Origin of the sequence: Streptomyces ortus, assembly GCF_026341275.1 — a bacterium.
Classification (GTDB): domain Bacteria; phylum Actinomycetota; class Actinomycetes; order Streptomycetales; family Streptomycetaceae; genus Streptomyces; species Streptomyces ortus.
In genome coordinates this window covers 6,637,451-6,656,333 of record NZ_JAIFZO010000002.1, presented here as the reverse complement: position 1 = coordinate 6,656,333, position 18,883 = coordinate 6,637,451, and the positions used below count along the sequence as shown (strand labels likewise).

9 protein-coding genes and 1 pseudogene are annotated in these 18,883 nt (G+C 68.4%); 7 read left to right on the top strand and 3 right to left on the bottom strand.

Going from position 1 to position 18,883, the window contains the following annotated elements:
• Nucleotides 1–18 precede the first annotated feature (18 nt).
• Nucleotides 19–1,830 carry a gamma-glutamyltransferase gene (gene ggt / locus K3769_RS32375; RefSeq protein ID WP_267029803.1) on the bottom strand — a complete coding sequence of 604 codons (1,812 nt, stop codon included), beginning with the start codon at nt 1,828–1,830 and terminating at the stop codon, nt 19–21.
• A 314-nt stretch (nt 1,831–2,144) separates the two neighbouring features.
• Nucleotides 2,145–5,795: a LamG-like jellyroll fold domain-containing protein gene (locus K3769_RS32370; RefSeq protein WP_267029802.1), complete on the bottom strand. Its 3,651-nt coding sequence runs from the start codon at nt 5,793–5,795 to the stop codon at nt 2,145–2,147.
• 483 nt (nt 5,796–6,278) lie between these two features.
• Here K3769_RS32370 and K3769_RS32365 point away from each other — a divergent pair, with 483 nt between their 5' ends.
• The 6 genes from K3769_RS32365 (at nt 6,279) to K3769_RS32340 (ending at nt 14,017) form a co-directional block, all read left to right on the top strand.
• Nucleotides 6,279–7,325 carry a LacI family DNA-binding transcriptional regulator gene (locus tag K3769_RS32365; protein ID WP_267029801.1) on the top strand — a complete coding sequence of 349 codons (1,047 nt, stop codon included), beginning with the start codon at nt 6,279–6,281 and terminating at the stop codon, nt 7,323–7,325.
• A 135-nt stretch (nt 7,326–7,460) separates the two neighbouring features.
• Nucleotides 7,461–8,708 (top strand): sugar ABC transporter substrate-binding protein, encoded by a 1,248-nt coding sequence (locus tag K3769_RS32360; RefSeq protein WP_267029800.1) that lies wholly within the window; start codon nt 7,461–7,463, stop codon nt 8,706–8,708.
• Between the two features lie 22 nt (nt 8,709–8,730).
• Nucleotides 8,731–9,714, top strand: a complete 984-nt coding sequence (locus tag K3769_RS32355; RefSeq protein WP_267029799.1) for a carbohydrate ABC transporter permease — start codon at nt 8,731–8,733, stop codon at nt 9,712–9,714.
• A complete protein-coding gene (locus tag K3769_RS32350; protein WP_267029798.1) occupies nt 9,711–10,535 on the top strand; it encodes a carbohydrate ABC transporter permease in 825 nt (274 codons plus the stop codon). Before K3769_RS32355 ends, K3769_RS32350 begins: the two co-directional genes overlap by 4 nt.
• 77 nt (nt 10,536–10,612) lie before the next feature.
• Complete coding sequence (locus K3769_RS32345) at nt 10,613–12,355, top strand: amylo-alpha-1,6-glucosidase (RefSeq protein ID WP_267029797.1); 1,743 nt, start codon at nt 10,613–10,615, stop codon at nt 12,353–12,355.
• A gap of 399 nt (nt 12,356–12,754) precedes the next feature.
• Complete coding sequence (locus K3769_RS32340; RefSeq protein WP_267029796.1) at nt 12,755–14,017, top strand: SMI1/KNR4 family protein; 1,263 nt, start codon at nt 12,755–12,757, stop codon at nt 14,015–14,017.
• A 678-nt stretch (nt 14,018–14,695) separates the two neighbouring features.
• On the opposite strand, the pseudogene K3769_RS32335 reads toward K3769_RS32340, so the two are convergent.
• A pseudogene (locus K3769_RS32335) lies at nt 14,696–15,708 on the bottom strand (transposase).
• 182 nt (nt 15,709–15,890) lie between these two features.
• Between K3769_RS32335 and K3769_RS32330 the strand changes: the two are divergent.
• Entirely contained in the window at nt 15,891–18,794 is a 2,904-nt protein-coding gene (locus K3769_RS32330) for an eCIS core domain-containing protein (RefSeq protein WP_267029795.1), read from the top strand.
• Nucleotides 18,795–18,883 lie beyond the last annotated feature (89 nt).

Here is an 18,883-nt window from a genome sequence, read left to right as displayed (position 1 = left end):
GGGAAGCGGAGACGGCCTCTACGGCGTCGGCCGCACCACCATCGCCGAGCCGCCACCCCTGCGTACGGTCTCCGCGGCTGCCAGCCACTTGCCGTTCGGCAGGCGTTGCACGCCCGTCGCCGCGCCGATCTCCGGGTTCTGGCGGAACCCGTGTCCGATGCCTTCCAGCTGGGTCCTCAACGGGCTGTTCCACAGGCCCGGTTCGAGCTCGGTGGTCGTCTGGTTGCGCTGGCTGGCCCGCGGGGCGGCGATCGCGTCGACGAGCGGCAGGCCCCGGTCGAGGAAGCCCGTCAGGGTCTGCAGCACGGTCGTGACGATGGTCGCGCCACCGGGCGAGCCCAGCGCCACGACCGGCTTCGCGTGGCGGTCGAGCACGATCGTCGGCGAGATCGACGAGCGCGGACGCTTGCCGGGCCCGGGCAGGTTCGGGTCGTGCACGGCCGGGCTCGCCGGGGCGAAGGAGAAGTCGGTCAGCTCGTTGTTGAGGAGGAAGCCGCGTCCCGGGACGGTGATGCCGCTGCCGCCGGTCTGCTCGATGGTGAGCGTGTAGGCGACGACGTTGCCCCACTTGTCGGCCGCCGTCAGATGGGTGGTGTTCTCCCCCTCGTACGTCGTCGGCGCGGCCTTGCCCCCGGTCGCGCACGCCGCCGGGTCGCGCGGGTCGCCCGGCGCGAGCGGGCTGGTGAGCACCGCGTCGTCCTTGATCAGGCACTCGCGCGAGTCGGCGAACCTCTGCGACAGCAGTTCCTTCGTCGGTACGTCCTCGAAGGCGGGGTCGCCCACCCAGCGGCCCCGGTCCGCGAAGGCGATCCGGCTCGCCTCGATGTACCGGTGCAGGTACTGGACGTCCGAGGCCTTCGAAAGGTCGGTGTTCTCCAGGATGTTGAGCGCCTCGCCGACCGTGGTGCCACCGGAGGAGGAGGGCGCGATGGAGTAGACACCCAGACCGCGGTACGAGGTCTTCGTGGGCGCCTGCCGCTTCGCCCGGTACGTCGCCAGGTCCTTCGCCGTCAGGTCGCCCGGGCGGGCGTGGTAACCCGAAGCGGGGTCCACCGGCGGTTCGTTGACCGTGTCGACGATGTCCTCGGCCAGTTCGCCGCGGTACAGGGCGCTCACCCCCTTGCGGCCCAACTCCCGGTACGTACGGGCCAGATCGGGGTTCTTGAACGTGGAGCCGACCACCGGCAGCGAGCCGCCCGGCAGGAACAGGCCGGCCGTGTCGGGGAAGTTCCTGAACCGCGCCTCGTTGGACTCGGTCTGCGAGCGGAACGTGGCGTCGACGGTGAACCCGTCCCGCGCCAGCCGCTCCGCGGGCTCCAGCAGCGGCCCGAGCCGCTTGCTGCCCCAACTGTCCAGTGCCGTCTGCCAGGTGGCCGGTGTGCCGGGCGTGCCCACACCCAGGCCGCTGGTCACCGCGTCGGCGAACGGGATCGGCTGGCCGTTCTCCAGGAATAGCCCCGCGTCGGCGCTCCGGGGTGCGGTCTCCCGCCCGTCGATCGTGTGCACCGTACGGGACTTGGCGTCGTAGTAGACGAAATAGCCGCCTCCGCCGATGCCCGACGAGTACGGCTCGGTGACGCCGAGGGCCGCCGCCGTGGCGACGGCCGCGTCCACCGCGTTGCCGCCCTTGCGGAGGATCTCCACACCGGCGGCCGAGGCGTCCGCGTCGACGCTCGCGACGGCCCCGCCGTACCCGACGGCGACCGGCGCCTTCTCCGCCCGGCCCGAGCCGCCCCCGGCGGTCCCCGGGGAGGGCGGTGCAGCCCCCACCGACACCACAGCGGCCGACACCGCCAGCACAGCAAGTCTCCGCGCGACCGAGCGCCCCATCAGTACCTCCAGTCAGCGTTTCCCCGCGCAGCGTAACTTCCTCAGCATGGCCGCGTCAGGTGCCTCTCGAACACGGATGCGCTCGCCCGCTAGCATGCGCGCCCATGAATGACGACGTGCGCAACCTCGTCCTCGGAGTGATCGCGGCGGGCTCAGCGCCTCGCTGGGCCGGTTCGCCCGGACCTGCCTGTGAAAGCGCGGGCTCCGCCGCAAGCGACGGCCTTCGCGGCAGCGCCCCTGCTCTCCCCGACCGCCGGTGGCTCAGAACGCCGAGCCGCCGGCGGGCGCCGCGGTTGCCGGCGGCGGGGACTACCTCATCGCACCTCCCGCGCGTACGGCGCCATGGTGATCCGGTCGATCAGCGGTGCGGAGCGGGAGCGCAGCAGGATCCCGGGGAAGGTGTCCGAGGCGTAGGTGGTGCCGTCGAAGTTCGGCAGTTCCTCGGAGCGGAAGGCGAGCGTGTTCTGCCCCTTCTTGAGGCGGACCGGGACGGTCAGTTCCCAGAAGTTGTTCTGGTGGAAGCTGTGCGGGAAGCCCACACGCCGTGTCTCGCCGCCGTTGACGCTGATGTCGGCATGGCGGGCGAGCGGGTCCGGGTTGTAGTGGGTGGCCTCCGACTGCTCGGGGTTGGAGTAGCGGACGCGTAGCGCGTACAGGCCGGCCCGGTCCGCGGTGACGGTGAACGTCGCGGTGTTGGCGTTGCCCGGGTCGCCCCCGATGCCGGTGATCGCTGTTCCGCCCGTGGCCGTGGAGAGCGGGGCCAGCGAGGCCGAGCCCGCGAGTTCGGCGTCCTGGGCCTCGTACGTGCGTACCGGGAGCGCGCCCTGCGTCGCGGTGACCGTGAGGCGGTCGACGAGGGTGGTGGACGAAGCTCCGGTCACCGTCACCTTGTTGACGCCGCCCGAGAGGGAGACCGCCACACTGTTCCGGCTCTTGGCCAGGCGCAGGACGTCGTGCCCGTTGACCGCGAGCCGGGCGCCGGTGCCCTTGAGGGTGTCGACCTTGAGTGTGGCCTCGCGGTCGGCGGGTGAGTAGATCCAGAACGTGGCGGTCTGGCCCTTGGCGAGCCGGGCCGCGCCCGAGCCGGTGGCCGCCGGCTCCGGCAGGTCGTAGACGGGCCGTGCCCCGTCGTTCAGCCAGGCCAGCTCGCCCTCGTACACCTGGGTGCCGGCCGAGTCCTCCGGGAGGGACAGGGTGAGGCGGTCGACGATGGCGTCGCCCTTGGTGGCGCGCTTGCCGTCGGCGCTCTTCGCGGCGAGTGTCAGAATGTGCTTGCCCGCGGTGAGTTGCACCTTGGTGTCGGTGTGGTCCCAGACCACCCACTTGTAGCCGAGCGGCAGGTGCAGCTCCTGCTCGCTGTCGGCGTCGCCGTCCACGCGCAGGAAGACGTTGGTGGGTCCCTGCTCCTTCACCTCGTCGAAGGTGTTGAGGGAGTTGGCGAAGACGCTCAGGTCGTAGGCGCCGTCCTCGGGCACGTCCACTGTGAAGTCGAGGGTGACGTCCGAGCCGGTACGCAGACCGCCCACGTCGTAGCCGCCGGAGGTGTAGAACTTCGACACGTCGCGGGGCGAGCCCTCCGGGCCGTTCTTCGAGTAGCCGGACCCGGTGTGGGCGGCGTCCTCCGCCTCGTACGAACCCTGCCAGCGCGCCGGCGGCGACTGTGTGCTCTTCGCCTTCCCGGCCGGGCTGAGGACGATCTCGTACGCGGAGGACTCCTTCAGCGCCGGCAGCCCGTCACCGAAGCCGACGACCACGGTGCCGTCGTCACCGACCTTCAGGTCCGTCTCCGTGAGCAGTTCGGGGCCGGAGGAGTCGCCGATCTGACCACTCCACCCGATCTCGCGCACCCAGGCGTGGACCTGCTTCCCGAAGACCTTCTTCGGGACGTTGTCGAAGGTGATGTGGCCCTTACCGGTGGAGCCGCCGAAGATCAGCCGGGCCTGCTTCTTCCTCTCGTCCAGCGTGGCCACGCCCTGCATGGTGTAGTTCTCGCCGGGCAACGGCGGTGTCACCTTCACGGTGTGTCCGCTCATCGAGGCGTACGAGTTCAGCAGCCACCACTGGCCGTTGCCGCGGTTGGACTGCACCGCGGAGTCGGAGAGGTTGCCGTCGATGTTCCAGTACGCGATGTCGGCGTCCACCTTGGACTCCTCGATCGCGGAGACCCACTGGATCATCTGACCGGGGACGGAGGTGTGGTAATTGAAGGCGTACTCATTGATGTTGACCGGGAGTCGGGTGCCCTCACGGCTGGTGCCCTTGAACAGGTCCTTCTCCCACGTCCGGTACGTGGCGACGCTTTCGCGCACCGCCTCCGGGTGGCTCAGCTCGTGCCAGGTGACGACCTCCGGGAGGGTACCGGCGGCCAGCGCGTGCGTGAGGAAGCCCTTCACCTGGTCGAACAGGACGCTGGTGTTGGGTCCGGCTGTCCGGGCGTCCGGCATCTTGCCCTTGATGAGCTTGTAGGCGGAGTCCCAGGCGGCGAAGAAGTCGTCGGGATCGTCGAGCCAGCTGACCTTGTTGTAGCTCCACTGTCCGGTACCGAACATGTTGCCCTCGGGCTCGTTGAACGGCACGAAGACGATGTTGTCCTGGTACTCCCTCGGTAGTTTCAGGACCTGGTCGACCTGGTCGGCGAGCTTTTGCTCGTAGAGCTTGAGCTTTTGCGCGGGGGTGTCCCCCGGCCACTCGTACGGGAACCCGCGGTGGATGTCCGTCATGTAGATGTACACGTCGCCGTCGGTGGAGTCGGCCAGCGGCTTCACCACGTCCAGTGCGTCGGCGCCGGGGTGCTGCGGGCCGTCCTGGGCCTTGGTGGAGACCGTGCGCAGGCCCATGCCCTCCATCAGGTTGTTGGTGGGAACATCCGGTCCGTATACGCCGTAGAGGGTGCCGGAGGCGCCGCCGTGGAAGGCGCCGGTGTCCGAACCGAGGTCGACGGTGAGCTGTCCTTCGCGGACCACGGTGACGGTCGCCCGCACGGTCCGTCCGGCCGCCGTGCCCGCCACCGTGAAGGTCCCGGGCCGGGCGTATTTCTCGGACGGCACGGAGTCCCAGGTGATCGGTGTGTCACGGTCGTAGCCGTCGGAGAAGGAGGAGCGGGCGGCAGCGGGCAGGGACGGGGTGGTCCCACTCGTCGTACGGACATCGAACGACGTCCGCGAGAGCTGCCGGAGAGTGGGAACGTCCCCGACCAGCCTTGCCACCTGCTCGGCGCCGAGCGGGTGGTGCCACACCGTGAAGTCGTCGACCGCGCCCTTGAGCAGCGGATCCGGCCAGAAGGACTTGCCGATGTAGCCGGCGGCCGTGGCCGAACTGTCCAGCAGATCACTGGCCTTGATGCCGGTCGAGGCGGAGGAGACCGCCACGCCGTCGAGGTAGGTGGTGAGCCGGTTGGCGGAGCTGTCGAGTGTGACAGTGACGGTCCGCCACTCGTCCGCGGGCAGCATCGCGTAGCCGTCGATCTGTGTCTCCGCGCTCCCCGCGCCGGCGGTGGCGGCAGTGCGCAGCAGCCCGTCGCCGCTGTAGGGGGTGGCGAAGAGGTACTTGGTGTTGTCGGTGCCCAGGTCGAAGATCCGCTGCCAGGACGCCTTGTCACCGCTCGACTTCACGCGCGCGGAGACCGTCAAGTCACTTGCCGCGCCCAGTACTTCGCGGGGCAGGCGGACGTAGGCGCCGTTGGAGGTGGGAGCTCCGCCGGGCAGGGCCAGCGCCTTGCCGGTGCCGGTGCCGTCGACGGACCGGGCGGTGGAGCCGTTCACCAGGGTCGCCGTCAGGTCGTTTCCGGAACTGTCCGTGATCCGGCCGGAGGCGAGGTCCTCCTGGTCGAAGGTGTAGTGGGCGATGGGCGCCGGCGCCTCGGCCGCGTGCGCGGGGCCGGCCGGTGCGGCCAGCAGGCCAACGCCGAGAGTGAGTGCCAGGGCGGCCGGGGCGCGGCGCCGGGCGAATCTGTCAGGGGATGGCATGGACTGCGTCCTCAATCCTTGAGTAGCGGGATTCCGGTCGCCCCACCTCGGTTACCTCGGTCGGAGGCTCTTCCGACGCCGTGTTGCAGTGCGGAAGACCCGAGGCGATGCGTTGCGAACCGGTTCGACGTCCGGCGCCATGAGGTGGGTGCTTTTGGAGGCAGCGGGGTTGGCGGGCCCCGCGCTTCTGGGGCTGTACAGAACGCGCCCACGGTCGCCGGAAGGATCACTTCATCGAACCGGTTCGGCGAAGCTAGCACCGGAGGGCGTGGCCAGCAATCCCTTGAACACGGGGATCTGACGCCCCTCCGGCGGCTGCGGAATTCCTGTCGAAGAGGTTGACAGTCTGCTCGGGCTGTTCCTACCGTCACTTCACGCGAACCGGTTCGACAACCGGACTCGTGCAGCCCCGTTCCTGCCCTCATACGACCGGTGTTGTGCTCCCTTTCGAGGACGGCGAACCGGTTCGGCCAAGGAGTTCCCGTGAACATCGGTGAGATCGCCCGGCGGGCCGGTGTCTCGCGCAGCACCGTGTCCTACGCGCTGAGCGGCAAACGCCCGGTGTCCGAGGACACGCGTCGCAGGATCCAGCAGGTCGTCGACGAGCTGGGCTACCAGCCCAGTGCCAGTGCCCGTGCCCTGGCCAACGGGCGGACCAGCACGATCGGCCTGGTCTTCCCGCCGGCCGGGAACCACTACACAGGCATGCAGCTGGACTTCATCGGCAGCGTGGTGGAGGCAGCCGCGGCCTACGACTACGACGTACTGCTGTCACCGAGCGGCGTGGACAGCGACCGTTCCTTCCAGCGGCTGCTGGGAGAGCGGCGGGTCGACGGCGCGATCCTGATGGAGATCAGGCTCCAGGACGACCGGGTCGATCATCTGGTCGGGCTGGACTTCCCGGCCGTCGCGATCGGCCGCACCGCGCGTCCCGAGGGCGGTTGGTGGGTCGGCCTGGACCACACCGTGCTGGTGGAGCGCTGCGTCCACCACCTGGCGGATCTCGGCCACCGCCGGGTCGCCTTCGTCAACCGTCCCGAGCAGCTGCTGCGGGCGGGCTACGAGTCCGCGCAGCGCGGCCTGGACGGTTTCACGAAGGCCGCGGCCGAGCGCGGGCTGACGGTCCGGACGTACTGCTGTGGCGACGACGCCGCCTCGGGTCAGGCCTGCCTGGAGCGGATCCTGCACGACGACCCGGCCACCACGGCCCTGGTCGCGCTGAACGAGGCCGCGCTGGGCGGTATCTACCGGGCACTCGCCCGGGCGGGCCGCCATGTGCCGCGCGACTTCTCTGTCACCGGAGTCGTGGCAAGCCGCTGGGCGGAGACGGTGACCCCGCAGCTCACGGCGGCGGACGTACCGGCGGCCGAGATGGGGCGTCTCGCCGTCGAACTGCTGGTGGAACGGCTGGACCGACCCGACGCACCGCCCCGGCACCATCTGCTCACGCCACCCATCTCGCTCCGGGCCAGCACCGGTCCCGCTGGAGCCGCACCCACCGCGGACACCGTTCTCGATACGACGCCCTGAGCACACCCACGGCAGACGCCCGCTCCCCCGCCCCACCCCGCCGGACGTCCGAACCGCGCCTCAGCACCTTCGACGCGCCCGCTTCCAGCGACCCCTGCCTTCGGCACACGCATGCCCGAAACAAAGGAACCCGCGATGAACAGCTTCCCCAGACAGCGTCGTCTGACCGCCACAGCCCTGATCGCCCTGGCCGTCGCCACCAGTGGCACCGCCTGCGGCTCCGGCTCGGGCGACAGCGAGGCGGGCGGCACCGACGGCGGCACGTACAACATCTGGGACCCCTACCCGCAGTTCGACAAGGGCTCGGCCTGGGCGAAGCTGCTGGACGCCTGTGCCACCGAAGCCGGGGCGAAGATCAAACGGACCGCCTTCGACACCAGCGACCTGTCCAACAAGGCGTTGCTGGCGGCGCAGCAGGACAACTCCGCCGACGTGCTCATAGTCGACAACCCGGTCGTGTCGACCCTGGCCGAGGCAGGCGTCCTCACCACAACCGCCGAGAACAAGCTGGACACGTCCAAGGTGGATGCCAACCTGCTCGCGGCCGGCCAGTCGGGTGGGAAGACCTACGGCACCCCGATCGGCGCGAACACCCTCGCCCTCTACTACAACAAGGCGGTCCTGAAGGAAGCCGGCGTGGACATCGCCTCGGTCAAGGACTGGCCTTCACTGACGGCGGCGCTGGAGAAGGTGAAGAAGGCGGGCAAGAAGGGCATCACCTTCTCCGCGATCGGCACCGAAGAGGGCAGCTTCCAGTTCCTGCCGTGGTTCTGGGGCTCCGGCGCCGAGCTGACCGCACTCGACTCCGCCAAGGCCGTCTCCGCGCTGTCGCTGTGGAAGGACTGGCTCAAGGAGGGCCACGCGCCGAACTCCGTCATCAACAACACCCAGACCACCAGCTGGCAGGAGTTCGCCAGTGGCGACTACGCCTTCGCGGAGAACGGCACGTGGCAACTCGCCAATGCCGAGAAGGCGGGGTTTGAGTACGGAGTCGTACCCGTCCCCGGCATCTCCGGCGGCAATGCCGCCGCTCCGACCGGCGGGGAGTTCCTCACCCTCCCCGTCCAGAGCCGAACCGGCCGCTACGCAACGTCCCAGAAGCTGGCCACCTGCCTGACCAGCACCCAGAACCTGTACGACACCGACACCACCCTGTCCTACGTGGCACCGACCGGCGAGGTACAGGCCAAGCAGGTCGAGGCGAACGCGGATCTGAAACCTTGGGTCGACGCGGTCAAGGCGGCCAAGGGACGCACCAGCGACGACCTGGGCACCAAGTACCCCAAGATCTCGGAGCAGTTGTGGAAAGCAGTGCAGTCCGCTCTCAGCGGTGCCGCGTCACCCAAGGACGCGCTGTCCAAGGCCCAGTCCGCCGCCCAGTAGCCGAAGATCACCGGGTCCGCAGATGAACCACACGACTCAGTTGCCGGACCGCCGCTCCGAACAGTTCCGGAAAGGGGCGGCCACCGCCGCCCCGCCCCCGTCCCCCGCACGGACACAGCGCCGTCCGGCCTCCCCACAGTGGGCCGCCTGGGCCTTCCTCGCCCCGGTCACCCTCTACCTCGTCCTCTTCTACGCCTATCCGCTCTACCGCAACATCGACCTCAGCCTTCGCAACTACACCGTCCGCTCCTTCGTCCAGGGCAACGCGCCCTTCACCGGGCTGGACAACTACCGGAAGGTCTTCGACGACCCGACATTCGGGCCGGCGCTCACCCACACGGTGGTGTTCACCGTCGTATGCCTGGTCTTCCAGTACGCCGTCGGCCTGGCCCTCGCGGTCTTCTTCCACCAGCACTTCCGGCTGTCCGCCATCTTGAGGGCCCTGTTCCTGGTGCCCTGGCTGCTGCCACTGATCGTGTCGGCGTCCACCTGGTCCTGGATGCTCAACAGCGAATCAGGCATCATCAACGCTCTCTCGGGTGCTGTCGGCATCGACCCGGTGAACTGGCTGACGTCCCCCTCGTGGTCCCTGACCTCGGTGATCATCGCCAACATCTGGATCGGCGTCCCGTTCAATCTGGTCGTGCTGTACAGCGGCCTGCAGACCATTCCCACAAGCCTGTACGAGGCCGCTGCCCTGGATGGAGCGAACGCCTGGCAGCGCTTCTGGCGGATCACCTTCCCCCTGTTGCGCCCGGTGTCGGCGATCACCCTGCTCCTCGGACTGGTCTACACGCTCAAGGTCTTCGACATCATCTGGATCATGACCAAGGGCGGTCCGGCCGACTCGTCCACGACCTTTGCCACCTGGTCCTATCAACTCGGCTTCGGCAACCTCCTGCCCGCCTTCGGCCCTGGTGCGGCCGTCGGCAACCTCCTCGTCGTCGCCGCCCTGGTCTTCGGCCTGATGTACGTTCGCGTCCAGCGGAAGCAGGCACTGTCATGAACCGAAACGCCGGCCGCACCTGGTGGAAGACAGCCGTCGGCGTGCTGCTGACCGCGCTCATGCTCTTCCCGGTCTACTGGATGTTCAACGTGTCTCTCACCCGCGACCAGGACATGCGAAAGAGTCCGCCGGACCTGTTCCCCACCCACGTCACCCTGGACGGCTACCGCAAGGTGCTCGACGAGCAACTGCCGTACCTCGGCACCAGCCTCGTCATCGGTCTCGGCACCGTTCTCCTGACCGTGGCCCTGGCCGCGCCCGCCGGATACGCGCTGGCCAAGCTGCGCCCGCGCGGCGGCGGTATCCTCAACTTCGTCCTGCTGGCCGCCCAGATGATCCCCGGCATCATCATGGCGATGGGCTTCTACGCCGTCTACCTCCAGCTCGGCCTGCTCCAGTCGGTCCCCGGCCTGATCGTCGCCGACTCCACGCTCGCCGTCCCTTTCGGCGTGCTGATCTTCACCGCCTTCATGTCCGGCATTCCCGGCGAACTCCTCCAGGCCGCGAAGACCGACGGAGCCGGACCGCTGCGCACCTTCTGGTCGATCGTCCTGCCCATGAGCCGCAACTCGATCGTCACGGTGTCCCTCTTCGCGTTCCTGTGGTCCTGGTCCGACTTCGTCTTCGCCAGCACGCTCGTCAACGGCGGCGCCCATGAGCCGATCACCCTCGGCATCTACCACTACATCGGCAACAACAACCAGGAGTGGAACGCCATCATGGCCACCGCTGTCATGGCCTCGTTGCCGACCGCAGTGATCCTCGTCCTCGCCCAGCGCTACGTCGCCGCGGGCGTGACCACCGGCGCGGTCAAGGACTGACCTCCCCCTTCGCCGCGGTTCCACCGCCATCCGGTGGAGCGGCCGCTCACCCCTGCTTGAGAAACGAGTCACGCCTCATGACCGCCGACCGCCCCGGCCCGGCCTTCTCCGTCCGCGACATCCCGTTCAGCACGAACGGATCCTGGTTCGACATCTCGCCCGTGGTGGCCGAGAAGACATACACCGAGGATCTCCACCTCGTCTCGCACCAGAACGGTATGCACGCCGTTCTGCGCCTGACGCCGCTCGACGCCGCGACGGGCGAGCGGGCCGGGACCGGCGTGGAGGCGACACCGGGCCTGCTGAGCTGGACCTGCGCGGCCGGCCGTGTGGATCTCGCCTACGAGTCGCCGGAAACCGTACGCCTGCGGGGTACGGGGCTGTCGCTGAGGGTGTGCGCGGCGGCCCGTGCACTCACCCCGTTCAGCGGCACCTACTTCTTCCATGACGCGGCGGCCGACGCGTACGTGTTCACGTCGTACGAGACCGGGCGCCGCTACCGCGTCACCGTGCTGGCCGGCACGGTGACCGACGTGTTCGGCGGCCAGGCCCTCGGCGGCGCCGACCGGGGCCTCACCCTCGACGGCGGCACAGATGCCCGGACCACCTGGGAAATCGCGGTCGAGGAACTTGACACGGCCCGCCCGCCGTACGCGCCGACAACGACCTTCGACAAGATCGTCGAGGTCGCGCGGAACTCCTTCGCGGACTTCGTCGACACGGTGGCCCCTTGGCGCTCGTCCCTCACCCCGGCCGCCGAACTCGCCGCCTACGTGGTGTGGTCCGCGACCGTACGTCCGGGAGGGCTCGTCACCCGTCCCGCCGTACTGATGTCCAAGCACTGGATGGACAAGGTCTGGAGCTGGGACCACTGCTTCAACGCGCTCGCGCTGGCCCCCGGTCTCCCCGAACTGGCCTGGGACCAGTACCACCTGCCCTTCGACCACCAGGACGAGACCGGGGCACTGCCCGACTCGGTCACCCACTCCGAGGTCCTCCGCAACTTCGTCAAACCCCCCGTCCACGGCTGGGCGTTCGGTCACCTGCGCCGTCGGCTGCGGACGTCCCCCACCCAGGATCAGCTGGTGGAGACCTACGACAGGCTGGCGCGCTGGACCGACTTCTGGCTCACCGCACGCCGTGCCCCCGACGCCGTACTGCCCCACTACCAGCACGGCAACGACAGCGGCTGGGACAACGCAACCACCTTCGACCCCGAACGTGTGGTCGTCACCGCGGACCTGGCCGCCTTCCTCACCCTCCAGCTCCGGGAACTCGCCGACCTGGCCACGCGCCTGGGCAGACCCAAGGAGGCAGACCGGTGGATTCTCGCCGCCGAGGCAACGCAGACAGCGATGCTCGACCAGCTCTGGACCGGTGACCGGTTCGTCGCCCAAGGGGTCGACAGCGGCGACACCTGGCACAGTTCCAGCCTTCTCGACCTGATGCCCATCGTGCTGGGGGAGCATCTGCCGGACGAGATCAGCGAGGCGCTGGCCACCCGCATCGAGGCCCATCTGACCCCCTACGGCCTGGCCACGGAGCTGCCGACCTCGTCGCACTACCTCTCCGACGGCTACTGGCGCGGCCCCATCTGGGCCCCCGCCACGGTCCTCATGGAGGACGGACTGCGTCGCGCGGGACACCATCGTCTGGCCGACGACATCAGTGCCCGCTTCCGCGCCCTGTGCGAGACCCACGGCTTCGCCGAGAACTTCGACGCCCTGACCGGAACGGGCCTGCGCGACCGCGCCTACACCTGGACCGCCAGCAGCTACCTCCTCCTCGCCGAAGCACACGCAGGCCGAGGCGTTCACTGATTCCGCGGCCCTGCCTTCAGTGCTGGGTTGCTTGGCTTGGCGTTCAACATCTGTGGTCGAACGCGACCTCGAACTTGCTGACTTGCTGACTTGCTGAACGCTTCGGTTGCGCGCGGGACGTGAGAGTGGCCCTCGTCGGAACCTGTGGTCCGTCACAGCCGCACTTGACCAGTACGTACGAAGGCCGTAGCGATACCGGGGACGTACCACCTCACCGGCTGACCGACGGCGACCTGGGCGGTGCGGTGCCGGTGGGCCGACGGCTCCGGCCCTGATGTCAGTGGGTGTCCCTAGCATGGGCGATGCCGGGGTGTGGGGCCGAGCGTGCTGAACAGGCCCAAGGCCCCGGCGCGTTCAGCGACCATTCGGGCATCGGGACATCAGGACGTCAGGAGTGCTGTGCGATCAAACTTCGGGGATTTTGCCGCCGACCCGGAAAGCGGGACGGTCGCGGAGCGACTCAGGACCGTCGAACAGTGGCGCTCCTACCTGGCTGAGTACGGTGCCGCCGTTCTGCGGGTGTCGGCCGAGGGCGAGTTGTCCAACGTCAGCGACGAGCGGCGGGCCACCGGATGGCTGGGCTACGAGGGCGCGGACGAACAGCGGATCGCGGCTCTGGAGGACCGGCTCGGCACCCGGCTCCCGCCCAGCTATCGCTCGTTCCTGGGCGCCTCCGACGGCTGGTCACACCTCGGGCCGTTCATGTATGAGATGTGTACGACCGGCGTCCTCGACTGGCTCGACGACGATGACGCCGACATGTACATGGACACCTATGACGACGAGCCGGACGACGCGAGCGAGTGTGTCAGGGGCCCCGTCCTGCTCATCGCGGACGAGGGCGACGCCCAGCGGTGGCTGCTGGACTCCGGGGACGTGTCGCAGGACGGGGAGTGGGCCGCGTACACGTGGTCGAGTTGGGCGCCGGGGCTGAGCGACCGGTACGGGTCCTTCGCCGAGCTGGTCGTGGCGGAGCGCAACTCGTTCGAGGAACTCAAGGGCCACGAAGGCAGCGCCGTTCATCCAGAGGGTGCCGAGGAGCTGGTGGCCGAAGGCCGTGCGCAGGCCCTGCGGGGCGAGGCCGAGAGGGCTGCGGCCACCTTCGAGCAGGCCGCCGTCAAGGGGTCGGGGGCCGGTGCCTACCTGGCCGTCATACTGGGCGCCTTCCTCGACCTGACCTACGCGCATCACCAGGTCCGCAACGGCATCCTCGGGCGCCCGCATGTCATCGAGGCGGTCGGCCTCGAACAGGTACGCGCGGAGGCCGTGCCGCTGTATCTGCGTCGCACGGTGGAGGAGTACGGACCTGGGAGGGACTTCTCGTCGGTGCTCGTGCCGGAGCTCCGTATGTCCGAAGGCAAGCCCGTCACGGACTGGATCCCCCACGCCACCGCGACCGCCCCGCCGACGCTTCCCGAATCCCCCGTCTTCCAGGAGGCCCTGGACGCGGCCCGGACGATCGCCCTGTCCGGCGCCACCGACGACGCCTGGACCGTCATAGAGACCGCTCTGCCCCACTGGCACTCCGAGTGGCCGCACCGTATAGCCCCGGTCGTGCTCCTTACCGACCCGGCCTTCCGTGAGGTGATCACCGCATCCCGGGCCCGTCTCGTCGTCACCACGCCGCGGGGCGAGGCGCGCGAGCGGCACCAGCCCGGGTGAGAGTCTGTCAAACGAGCGGTGTAACGAACCCGGCCGCATCGTGCTTGTCATAGCCGAGGTGGTCGGTGACCTCACCTTCCAGAGCGGACTCCAGCAGCCGATTGGTCAGCTGCTGCAGCTACGTGCAGGTCATCGATCAGATCGAAACCCATCCAGCGCGCCGCAGTACACCTCTGACCGACCACGTCTCGGGGTGGCCAAAGAGCTGTGCAAATGGGCAGCCGCCCGGCTCACCCGGGTCCTGCTCCTGCTGCTGTCTCCCTGTCGCTGTCCCCCGAGCGAGCTACGCGAGAGTGACAACCGCAGGGTGACGATCCCCGGGGACCGAATCCGTAGCGTCTTCTCCGTTGCCGACGCACTCCGGCCGAGAGCTTGAAGAACTGCAGAGAAGATCCTTGAGCTGCTTCCTCTGGTTGCTCCGCCGACTTGTACTTGCACTCTCCCTGGCTTTCGGAGGTCCTCATGAACCGCACGCTCAAGGCAACTGCTGTGACAACTACGTTTGGCTCCCTGGCCGGCGCGGACCTCGTCGGCCACGGACCCAATACCGCTCAGGCGGAAACACAGACGACGGGACGGGTGCAGGCACAAGCGCAGACGGTGTCCGCCCCCGCTGCGCGACACGGCCACGAGGACTCATCTTGGGGAGCAGGAAGATCCGCGTTAGCGGCTACTCGGTCAACACCTCGTGTTCCGGCCACTTGTCGGCCGGTGAGCCAGTCGTCGTCCTGATGGCGGAGGCGGCGGCCTGGGCGCTGTTTCTCGGATCATGTGCGGAGCCAGATGAATGGGTGCGGCGCGGGTGATGGTGCCGAGGTAGGTGCAGGCCCGTTTCTCGTAGCGTGTGGCGACGGCGCGGAAGGCTTTCAGGCGGTTGATGGCACGCTCGACGGTGTTGCGTTTCTCGTAGAGCTCTCGGTCGAACCCGATGGGCCGACCGCCGCGGGAACGGCGGTTCTGGCGGTACCTGGGGTGGTCGAGCCGTTCGGGGATGATGTGCGATACGCCGCGTCGTCGCAGGTAGCGGCGATTCCCGCAGGACGTGCAGGCCTTGTCGGCCAGGACCTGGTCCGGTCGGGTGCGAGGCCGGCCGACTCCGGTGCGGGGCACCGACACCTGCTCCAGGACAGGATGCAGCTGGGGAGCTTCTCCGTAGTGTCCAGGTGTCAGGAGGACGGCAAGTAGCCAACATCGTCCGTCGGGTGCGAGGCGGACCTTGGTGGTGAAACCGCCTCGGGAGCTCTCGGACACTCGCCGAGCTGACCACCCCCTCCAGCCGGACGGCCAGTTTCCCAAGCACCGGATCGACCTGGTTCGTCCGCGGGCGGCCCCCTTGAGAAACCGCGGCGGGCGACGTCCTCCGCGCGCCGGCGGCGTGCTGGTGGCGTGCTGGTGGGCACGCACCGCCGTGGAGTCCACGGACACGTCCCAGTCGATCCGCCCGGCGGTGGCCTCGGCGGCCTGCACCTTCGACAGCGGCATCTGCCAGGTCCCGTCCGCCGCCCAGCGACCATGACGCTTGCAGACCGTCTCCCACGGCCCGAACCGCTCCGGGAGATCCCGTCACCGCACCCCCGTACGGACCCGGTACAGCACTCCATTGATCACCCGCCGGTGATCACTCCACCGGTCTCCACGTGCACCACCACGCGGAAGAACGACTCCAGCCGATCCCCCTCCGCGTTCGTCAGGTCTCCACGTCACATGCGGACAGCCTGCCCCCAACACCTCGCTCACGGAGAAAGCTCCGAGAAACAGCGCCTAGAAACGCCTCCCCAGATCGCTTTCGAGGGCCACCTGAACCCGAGCAACAACTGACCACTCAACAACCAAGATCAGCCGTTGAATTGACACACTCGCGGAGGCGAACCAGATGCGATTACGGTCGGAGCAGTCGGACGGGGATACGTCAGGCGCTGGGCAGAAGGCCTCGCCCGCACCCCGTCCGCTCACCTCCGCGGAAGTGACCTCGCTCCAACGCCTGGCGGATCCCGGCGTGGTCGCTCGTGACGCGGGGCCGGACCAGCATGTCCACGGGTCCGGCTGCGGTCACAACGGTGGCGAGAGCGTCGGCCCCGACACCCAGAGTGCGCTGCTGGCGTCCGCCGTCTCCTCGCCGAGCCGGCCGCTGTCCGGTGCGCTGCGAGCCGAGGCGGACGCTTTCTACCAGAACGACTTCTCCAACGCCCGTATCCACGACAACCACGTGGCGCAGCGGGCGACCGAGGCCCTGGGCGCACAGGCGATGACGGTGGGGGCACATGTCTTCCTGGGGCCTGGCATGGCCGGCAACAAGGAGGTCATGGGTCACGAGCTGGGCCATGTCGACAAGAACCTCAGGGGCATCCAAGAGACCGGCGACGACAACGGCGCCGGCCTCAGCGTGACCAACCCCGGACAGGACTCCGAGCGGACAGCGGCGGCCGACGGTGCGGCCTTCGCGGCAGGTGCCCGCACGGCCCCGTCAGCCGGCGGAAATCGCCACAGGACCGCGCCGGCCAGGGTGCTCCAGCGCTCTGCCGATGGGGCCGCCATTGCCCGGATGCGTTTCCTGCAGAGCACTGCGGGCAATGGCGCCGTCGCACGCCTCCTCGGTCCGGGTACAGCTCCCGTGCAGCGCGCGGGCACGGGCGACAAGAAGACGCCCCGGCAGACGGCGAAAGAGATCGACAAGGCAGTCAAGGAAAAGTGGGACAAGGCCTACGGCGGCGGACGGCACGGCCAGGGCCCCGATGAGGTCCGGCGACGGTACGCGCGTTCCATGGAGGACGACGCGACCTCTCAGACCCTCTCTCACCAGGCTTTCCTGGTATACGACGCCGTCGCGGGGGTCCAGGAGGAGCGGGGCGCGAAAGACGACCGGGAGCGCGAGGTCCAGGGCATGCTGATCAACAACCGGCTGCTCTTCGCCTCGAACTACAACGAGTCGATGGACGAGCTCAAGAAGTTCACGACCGGCGGCGGCGAAGACGGTTACGCGGATATGGTCTCGACGCACCAGAGCACGCCTGGCCGGGAGCGTGGGATGGCGGGACCCGATGCCCGGGAGTATTCGGACCGAGTGAACAGGGCCGATCTCAAGACCCAGGCAGTCATGGCGGGACAGCGTGGCGGGGAGGACGACGCCACAGCCGAGGCGCTACGCGCGCGTCACGGCAAGCCCGTGGCACTGGTAAGCATCAGGAAGCCGCAAGAGCTGCACCTTCTGCTCACCAGCGAAAAGTTCGAAGGCTCGATCTTCTTGCTCACCTTCGAAGAGGAGAAAGGGCTGCTGCACGCCGAGCAGAAGCTGCTGCTGGCTCTGCACCGGTCCGGGATCAAACCCAAGGAGGTCCGCGGCAAGCACGCCATCATGGGCCGCTACCGTGGCTGCCTCTGCTGCACCGCAGCCCTGGAGTACTACCGGAGCACGGCGGGGTTCGGGAACCTCGACTTCGACCCGAACCCCGGCTTCTACTACTGGGAATCGCTGGAGAACCTCTACCGGCACCAGGCGCACGTCGTCAACGACCCCGATTTCAAGAACTACATGCTGAACCTCGTGTCGCAGATGCCGGCCACGCCCGCCCTGTCGCGCATGCAGCCGTCCGAGGACGCCTACGAAAACAACGGCCCGGAGAGCATCGTGGAGGCCGGGCTCGCCGCACGGAGGAACTACAGGACCCCGTCCCTCAGCGACGTCGAGATGGACTACGACGAGAGCGGGCAGCGAGTCTTCTCCTCCTACCACCGTGTGCAAGACATCGCGGGCACCGAGGCGGGCGCCGCCCGTGTCGGCCAGGGCTCGGACCAGATCAAGTCGAGACTGCGCGCCGATCGCATCATCACCAACCCAAAACACCGGCAGCATCTCCAGGAAACTTGGCTCAGGGGATCGGTGGAAGCCAAGGTATCCATCTTGAAGTACTGGGAGATGGAAGTGCGGGCGAGCCGTGCGGAGCTCGCCGAGATCATCAGCCAGGTGGACGGTGAGCGGAGCCTGGAGGCCATCAAGTCCGCCATTTACCGGTACGTGAAGGATCGGACCGGGGGTGAGGCCCGCGACGGTCGTGAAGCCGGAGCGCCCGTCATCCGCAGGCCGGAGAAGGGCAAGTACGCCGAGAAGAAGCCGGACGCCGGCAAGAAGAAGTCATCCAAACCAAGCCGCAAGTCGATGAACAAGGAATCCTCCGGCTGGGCCACGATCAAGTCGATGATGACGGACGACTTCTACTCCGAGTGGCGCCGAAGGGAAAAGGGCAAGGAGAAGTCGCACATCGAGCCCAGGAGCATGCCCCCCGCCCTGGCCCAGAGTGTGGCCGCACTCAGCAACGAGTACACCGTGTCGTCGATGGCACGAATGCTGCACATGGCAGAACGGTCCCTCACCCGTCTCGTCAACAAGGTGGAGGCGGCCAACGTCCCGGACGGCCAGGCATCCGGGTCGGCGTACGAGCATGATGTGCCGATGTCCGGAATAGACGACGTCCCGAACGGCCAAACGTACGAGGATGATGTGCCGATGTCCGGAATGGACGACGGGGACGCTTCGGGGACCGGCTACTTCATGGCTCCGTCCGCCCCGGGCAGTTCCCACTTCTACCCGGACGTGGGGCCGTCCACCGGCACCGCTCAGGACAGCGACTTCCCGGGCTACACCGAACAGGTCGACCGCATCGGGCAGGTGACCTACGTCGACGACGAAACCGGCTCCGTCAGCATCTGGGACGAAACCGCCCACCGCATGGTCGTGATCCGGGAACCGGTCGAGGAAAGCGGCGGGGACCAGATTTATTAGGCGCCGTTCCCTGGGTCTCCTGCCGAATATGGGGTGTTCAGGCGAGGCAGCTTGCATGGAACGCCGTACCTCTCGCCATACGGGCCCGC

What these genes read in the sequence shown, in the direction of transcription:
- K3769_RS32355 (WP_267029799.1), top strand. Translation starts at nt 8,731, where the DNA reads ATGAACCACACGACTCAGTTGCCGGACCGCCGCTCCGAACAGTTCCGG.
- K3769_RS32370 (WP_267029802.1), bottom strand. Translation starts at nt 5,795, where the DNA reads ATGCCATCCCCTGACAGATTCGCCCGGCGCCGCGCCCCGGCCGCCCTG.
- K3769_RS32345 (WP_267029797.1), top strand. Translation starts at nt 10,613, where the DNA reads ATGACCGCCGACCGCCCCGGCCCGGCCTTCTCCGTCCGCGACATCCCG.
- ggt (WP_267029803.1), bottom strand. Translation starts at nt 1,830, where the DNA reads ATGGGGCGCTCGGTCGCGCGGAGACTTGCTGTGCTGGCGGTGTCGGCC.
- K3769_RS32360 (WP_267029800.1), top strand. Translation starts at nt 7,461, where the DNA reads ATGAACAGCTTCCCCAGACAGCGTCGTCTGACCGCCACAGCCCTGATC.
- K3769_RS32330 (WP_267029795.1), top strand. Translation starts at nt 15,891, where the DNA reads ATGCGATTACGGTCGGAGCAGTCGGACGGGGATACGTCAGGCGCTGGG.
- K3769_RS32350 (WP_267029798.1), top strand. Translation starts at nt 9,711, where the DNA reads ATGAACCGAAACGCCGGCCGCACCTGGTGGAAGACAGCCGTCGGCGTG.